A 7,046-nucleotide genomic window follows, 5' to 3' on the forward strand; every position below is an offset into this window, starting at 1 on the left:
TAAAATGATTATTCGCACTGTCAATCCTGCTACAGAAGCCGTGTTAAACGAATACACGACGTTAAAAGAAAATCAAATATCTTCTTTGATTGAGGCGGGTCATTTAACCTTTTCTGTGTGGCGGAAAACCCCTTTTTCCCAACGTAAACAGTTAATGTTAAATCTGGCAAAGCAACTCGCTCAAAAAAAAGAGGAATTGGCAGAATTAATGGCCAATGAGATGGGCAAACCCATTGCACTAGGGCATGCGGAAATCGAGAAATGCATTTGGTTATGTGAGCACTATGCTGAAAATGCGGAAGCGTACTTACAACCGAGAACAATCAAAACTGAAATGAAAAAGACCATGGTGTGTTATCAACCTCTCGGTGTTGTATTCGCGATCATGCCTTGGAATTTTCCATTTTGGCAGGTATTTCGTTTTGCTGTACCTACCATAATGGCCGGAAATGCAGCAATATTAAAGCACGCACCCATTTCAACGGGAACGGGCAATACGATTGCCGATTTATTTCTAGAAGCCGGATTTCCAGAACATTTATTTCAGCATTTCATCTTAGACAATGATTTGGCTGCAAAAGTGATTGCTAATAACAAAATCATTGCTGTCACTCTCACGGGTAGTGAGAGAGCAGGTGCAGCGGTGGCTTCAAATGCGGCTAACCATTTAAAGAAAGCGGTGTTAGAGTTAGGTGGAAATGACCCTTATTTAATTCTTGCCGATGCTGACCTGGATCTTGCTGCAAAATGCATTGTTAAATCTCGGCTTAATAATTGTGGTCAAGTGTGTATAGCTGCAAAACGCATCATTGCGCTGCCCCCCATTCGGGATGAGTTAGTGGAAAAAATTAAATCCCTTGTAGGAGAATACAAGATGGGTGATCCTCTAGACCCTAGCACGAATTTGGGACCAATGGCGAGTGAAGCTTTGCGCAGTGCACTTCATGAACAAGTGGAAAAAAGCATAAAACTAGGCGCCAAATTAATTTTTGGTGGCCAAATCCCCAATCATCAAGGATTTTATTACCCGCCTACCTTATTAGTCGATGTGCACAAAGGTATGCCTGCTTTTGATGATGAACTCTTTGGTCCGGTGATCGCTGTCATTTCAGCCAGTGACGAAGCAGAGGCGATTCAATTAGCAAATGAAAGCCGTTATGGTTTGGGCGCTGCTGTTTTCACTCGTGATGAAAAACGCGGTGAACACATCGCTCAATATGAAATTGAGGCCGGTGCTTGTTTCGTCAATGCGTTTGTGGCTTCTGATCCTCGGGTTCCGTTTGGAGGAATCAAACGTTCGGGTTTCGGCAGAGAATTGTCGAGAGAAGGGATTTTAGAGTTTGTAAACACTAAAACGGTTGCAATACAATAAATGATAATGCAGACTTTCAATGCTCAATTTATTTTCATTTCAGCAAATCAGCAAATGATGCATTGTTTTGAAAATGATAAACCTTATAAGTCCTACCCAATCTCAACCGGTAAAAATGGCTTAGGTGAGCGATACGGTAGTGAGTGTACTCCTCGTGGCTGGCATTGTATCTATTCGAAAATAGGATTAAATGCTCCAGTGAATAGTGTATTCATTGCGCGTCAATGGACTGGAGAAATCTATACTCCCGAATTGGCTGCTCAATTTCCGGAACGCGATTGGATTCTAACACGTATCTTACAATTGGACGGTTTAGAGGAAGGACGTAATAAAGGAGGAGAGGTCGATAGTTTACGACGTTGTATCTATATCCATGGAACTCCTGACACCACCGATTTGGGTAAGCCTGGATCGCGCGGTTGTATTCGAATGCGGAATGCGGACTTAATTGAGTTAGTGAATTGGGTCGCTCTAGATACTAAAGTCTGTATCGAATAAATAAAAAATAAAATTGGCGGTGTAAGTTGTCTTCACAGCAGTATATAATGCGCGGCAATTTATTTCCCATGCCTAAAGAGGTGAGTTGAATGTCTTATAAGTTTGAAGAAGGCAAAGGTCTAATTATTGATGCCGTAATCGAAAAGCTACAGCAAAAAATGAGTGGAGGACAAGCTCCATTTTGCATCGAATTTGTCCGTCAATTTTACGGCACTGTGGCCTTGGAGGATCTAAGGGAATGGGACACTGATGATCTTTACGGTGCTGCAATTAATTTTTGGTCACTTATTCAGCATCGTGCTCCTAACGAGACTAAAATTCGTATTTATAACCCTGATTACGAAAGACACGGTTGGCAAACAACTCATACTGTGGTTGAGATTATTACCGACGACATGCCATTCTTGGTTGACTCTTTAAGAATGGTCATCAATCGCCTAGGTTTAGTGTCTCACCTTATTATGCATATGGGAAATTTGCGGGTGAGACGCGGCAAAGACAATGAAATCATCGATGTTTTACCAAGAAATGGTGAAAGCAATGACAAAGATGTGATTGTTGAAGCAGCGATTTTTATTGAAATCGATCGACAAACGGACGCGTCGGTGCTTGAAGATTTACATCGCAATTTTGAACGAGTTTTAGATGACAACCGAGCAGTGGTGAGTGATTGGATGCTCATGAGGGAAAAAGTGAGAGCAGCTATTGCTGAGCTTGAAACGGTTTCTTCCGTACTAGAACCCAATGAAGCTTCAGAAACCATTGCTTTTTTAAAGTGGATTGAAGATCATCATTTTACTTTCTTAGGAATGCGTGAATACGAATTAATTCGAAAGGGGCAAGAAACGATTCTACAACCCCTACCTGAAACAGGTTTAGGCGTTTTGCGGCAAAGTATGAGTAAATCGAGTGCACGCAGCATTTCAGCCATGACCCCAGAAGCCAGAGAGCTGACTTTATCCAATCGCGCTTTAGTCATGTCAAAGACAAACACTGAAGCCACTGTACATCGTCGTGCTTATACCGACTATATTGGAATAAAGCGTTTTAATAAAAAAGGCCAGGTGATTGGTGAGCTGCGCATCATTGGTTTATACACTTCTGCTGCTTATAACACCAGCCCGAGGCATATTCCTTTCTTGCGACACAAAGTCGCACAGATCATGAAGAATTCCAATTTGAATCCTCGCGGTCATGCGGGCAAAGTGTTGCTTAACATCCTTGAAACGCTGCCTCGTGATGATTTAATTCAAGCCTCGGAAGATGAGTTGCTTGAAATTGCAATGGGCATATTCTATATGCAAGAGCGTCGACGAATTCGTTTGTTTGCTCGAACAGATGTGTATCGTCGTTTTGTGTCTTGTTTAGTTTATGTGCCTAAAGATCGCTGGAACACGGAACTAAGATTGGCCATGGAAAAGATACTGAAAGAGAGTTTTAATTCTCAGGAAGTGAATTTTTCAACTTGGTTCTCTGAATCCGTTCTCGCTCGTATTCATTTCATTATCAGAACAAATCCGCATGATGAAACGCAATGGGATTTTAAAGAAATCGAGCAAAAACTCATTGATATCGGACGTACTTGGACTGATGACTTTCAGCATTACTTATTTGATACCTTTGGTGAAGAGAAAGCAAACCGTCTTTATGCGCGTTATAAAGGGGCTTTTCCAGTAGAGTACACTGCGAACTTCCCTCCGAGGACAGCAGTTGCGGACATCAAGCACGTGGAGACGTTATCCAATAGCGATCCCTTGGTCATGAATTTTTATAAGCCTTTGGATGAACCCGAAGAGAATTTTCGCCTAAAAATTTATCAACATGATACGACGATTGCTTTATCAGAGGTATTGCCTATCCTAGAACGGCTTGGCATGAAGGCAATCAGTGAAAGGCCTTATGTCTTAAAATTTGAGGATAATAAGCAAACTTGGATTAATGATTTTGCGCTGCAATATACGCATAAAAATGATTTTGACATCGACCAAATAAAAGACTTATTTCAAAATGCGTTTGCTAGTGTCTGGTTTGGCCAAGCTGAAAATGATGGATTTAATCAGCTTATCCTGGCGGCGAGTTTAGATTGGCGCCAAGTTTCTGTGTTACGCACTTATGCGAAATATTTTAAGCAAATTGGGTTTACTTTCAGTCAAGAATATATTGAAACAGCTTTAAGCAATAATGCGCATATTGCCAGTAAGTTGGTGCGATTATTTGATATACGATTTAACCCCACGATCAAAGCGAATAGGGATGTGGATTTTACAAGTTTGGTCAATGAGATTTTTGTTGATCTTGATGAAGTGGCTAACCTTGATGAAGACAAAATTATTAGACAATATGTTCAAGCCATTTCATCCACTATCCGAACAAATTATTATCAAGTTGATAAGCACGGTGAGCCAAAGAATTATATCTCCATTAAATTAAGCAGTAAGGATATTCCAGGCGTACCCAAACCTTATCCTATGTTTGAAATCTTTGTTTATTCACCGAAATTTGAAGCTGTCCATCTTCGTCGCGGAAAAGTAGCGCGTGGGGGTCTACGTTGGTCCGATCGTAAAGAAGATTTTCGAACCGAAATTTTAGGGCTAATGAAGGCTCAGCAAGTAAAAAATGCCGTTATTGTTCCAAGCGGTGCCAAGGGTGGTTTTGTACCGAAGCATTTGCCTGTGAACGGTACACGAGAAGAAATTTTGGCTGAGGGAATAAGCTGCTATCAGTTGTTTATTCGCGGCTTACTGGATATTACTGATAACCTGAAAAACGGTGGTATTGTTAAGCCAGAAAGTGTTGTTTGTTATGATGAGGATGATCCTTATCTTGTCGTTGCAGCGGATAAAGGAACCGCAACATTCTCAGACATCGCTAATGCCATTTCCGCTGAGTATAGTTTTTGGTTAGGTGATGCTTTTGCCTCAGGTGGCTCAGTGGGGTATGACCATAAAAAGATGGGTATTACTGCTAAAGGTGCTTGGGAGTCGGTAAAACGCCATTTCTACGAAATGGGAAGAGATCCGCAAACGAGTGATTTCACTGTTGTCGGTATTGGTGATATGGCTGGGGATGTTTTTGGTAATGGTATGTTGCTGTCCCGGCACATTAAGCTGCTTGCTGCTTTTAACCATGTGCATATTTTCATTGATCCAGATCCTGATCCCGAAATCAGCTATCAAGAGCGTGAGCGATTATTCAATTTGCCGCGTTCAAACTGGTCTGACTACGATAAAAAACTTATTTCCAAAGGCGGTGGTGTTTTTAATCGCAATGCGAAATCCATTAGCGTTAGCAAAGAAATGAAAGACGTTTTTGGAATTAAACAATCTGCCATTGAACCCAATGAATTAATTCGCGTAATCCTCAAAGCTAAAGTGGACTTATTGTGGAGCGCAGGAATTGGAACCTTTGTTAAGGCGCAGGCAGAATCACATATTGATGTGGGTGATAGAACCAATGACGCAATTCGTATCAACGGTAAACAGCTTCGATGTAAAGTAGTTGGTGAAGGAGGTAATCTTGGATTAACTCAACTGGCTCGAGTTGAATACGCACTCAATGGTGGTCTTATTTTTACCGACTTTATTGACAATTCAGCAGGGGTGAATTGTTCCGATAAAGAAGTGAATATCAAAATTCTCCTTAATAGCATCGTTGCTGCAGGTGATTTGACCGAAAAACAACGAAATGAGCTCTTGGGTGAAATGACTGATGAAGTTGCTAAACTTGTCTTGCGTGATAACTTTAGCCAGCCCCGTGCAATCAGTGTTGCAGCAGCCCAAGCGCCGCGTTTGATCGAGTTGCATGCGCGTTATATTAATGAGCTCGAACGCACAGGTAAGTTGGACAGAAGTTTAGAGTTTTTGCCTGATGAGAAAGCGTTAATGGAGCGAAAATTACTCGGCAAAGGGTTAAGTCGTCCGAGCCTTTCAGTGTTACTGTGTTACAGTAAAACCATTTTAAAAGAAGAGATCTTAAATTCGAATGTTCCAGAAGATCCGTTTTTTAAAGAGATTTTGGCTAACTCTTTCCCAACGCCATTGGCTGAACGTTATGAAAAGCAAATGCAAAAGCATCCACTTAAACGTGAGATCATTGCAACGCGGTTAAGCAACATCATCATTAATGAAATGGGCTTTACCTTTATTTATCGTCAACAAGATGAAACAGGCGCTCCCATTTCCGCTATTGTTCGTGCTTACATGATTGCCAGAGCTGTGCTGGGTTTAGAGACCATCTGGAAAGACATTGATGCACTCGGTACGACAATTACGGCTGAAAAGCAAGTTGAATTAACTATGCTTTATCTGCGTCTACTCAGACGAGTGACTCGCTGGTTCCTACGCAGTCAACGGATGCAACTGGATATTACTAAAGCGGTTAAGCTCTATTCACCAGGCATGCGTGAGTTAAAGAAAGCGTTGCCAGAAAAATTTAGTGGGGGAAATCTATCGCAATACGAGCATCATTATAATCAATACCTTGAATTGGGTATTCCTCCTCATTTGGCTCATGAATTGACGATAACTCGCGCGCTATTTTCAGCGATGGACATTATTGAAGTATCGCATCAAGTGAATCTGGAAGTAGGTAAGGTCGCTGAAGTTTATTTTGATATTGGCGAGCTATTAGACATCACTTGGATACGTTCACAAGTCATTGCGCATCCAACAGAAAATCACTGGGAGTCTTTATCCAGAGAAGCCCTGCGAGACGATTTAGATTGGCAACAAAGACAGTTAACAGCCGGTATCATCCGATTTGATGAAAAGAGAAAGGACTTCAAAAAAGCGTTCGAGGGTTGGTCAGAGAAGCATGCCGCGCTCATTGATCGATGGCGCGAAATTTTATCTGATTTACGGTCAAGCAGCACGCTGAACTACACTATGTTTTTTGTCGCCATTCGAGAGCTTCTTGATTTGACTCAAACTACTGTGCAGACGTCAAAAAAAGAAATGGTGGCTTAAATCCACGATGACAGCTAGCTCTAAATGAGATGAGCAACTTTAGGAGTTGCTGCCAAGAGTCGGGAGATCCTTCGCTTCGCTCAGGACGACATGGTGCAAACACCTTCACACCGTCCTGAACGTAGTGAGGGATCGCCTGGTGCGTAGACGACATGGCGCAAACACCTTCATGTCGTCCCGAACGTAGTGAGGGATCGCCTGGTGCGTAGACG

The 7,046-nt window shown here is 41.9% G+C and carries 3 protein-coding genes; all 3 read left to right on the forward strand.

Features of this window, described 5'->3' with window-relative positions; all coding sequences use genetic code 11:
- Window positions 1-4 precede the first annotated feature (4 nt).
- Window positions 5-1,372, forward strand: coding sequence for an NAD-dependent succinate-semialdehyde dehydrogenase (locus tag B5D33_RS04045; protein ID WP_058451420.1), 1,368 nt, complete (start codon window positions 5-7; stop codon window positions 1,370-1,372).
- The gene (locus B5D33_RS04050) at window positions 1,373-1,870 is read left to right on the forward strand and encodes a L,D-transpeptidase family protein (RefSeq protein WP_078767331.1); all 498 of its coding nucleotides are present in this window, start codon (window positions 1,373-1,375) and stop codon (window positions 1,868-1,870) included.
- Window positions 1,871-1,959: 89 nt separating this feature from the next.
- Window positions 1,960-6,834, forward strand: a complete 4,875-nt coding sequence (locus tag B5D33_RS04055; protein ID WP_058451419.1) for an NAD-glutamate dehydrogenase — start codon at window positions 1,960-1,962, stop codon at window positions 6,832-6,834.
- Window positions 6,835-7,046 lie beyond the last annotated feature (212 nt).

The organism is Legionella maceachernii, from assembly GCF_900167045.1.
Lineage (GTDB): Bacteria > Pseudomonadota > Gammaproteobacteria > Legionellales > Legionellaceae > Tatlockia > Tatlockia maceachernii.

Excerpts from the sequence above, each read along its gene's own strand:
- B5D33_RS04045 (WP_058451420.1), top strand. The coding sequence starts at position 5 with ATGATTATTCGCACTGTCAATCCTGCTACAGAAGCCGTGTTAAACGAA.
- B5D33_RS04050 (WP_078767331.1), top strand. The coding sequence starts at position 1,373 with ATGATAATGCAGACTTTCAATGCTCAATTTATTTTCATTTCAGCAAAT.
- B5D33_RS04055 (WP_058451419.1), top strand. The coding sequence starts at position 1,960 with ATGTCTTATAAGTTTGAAGAAGGCAAAGGTCTAATTATTGATGCCGTA.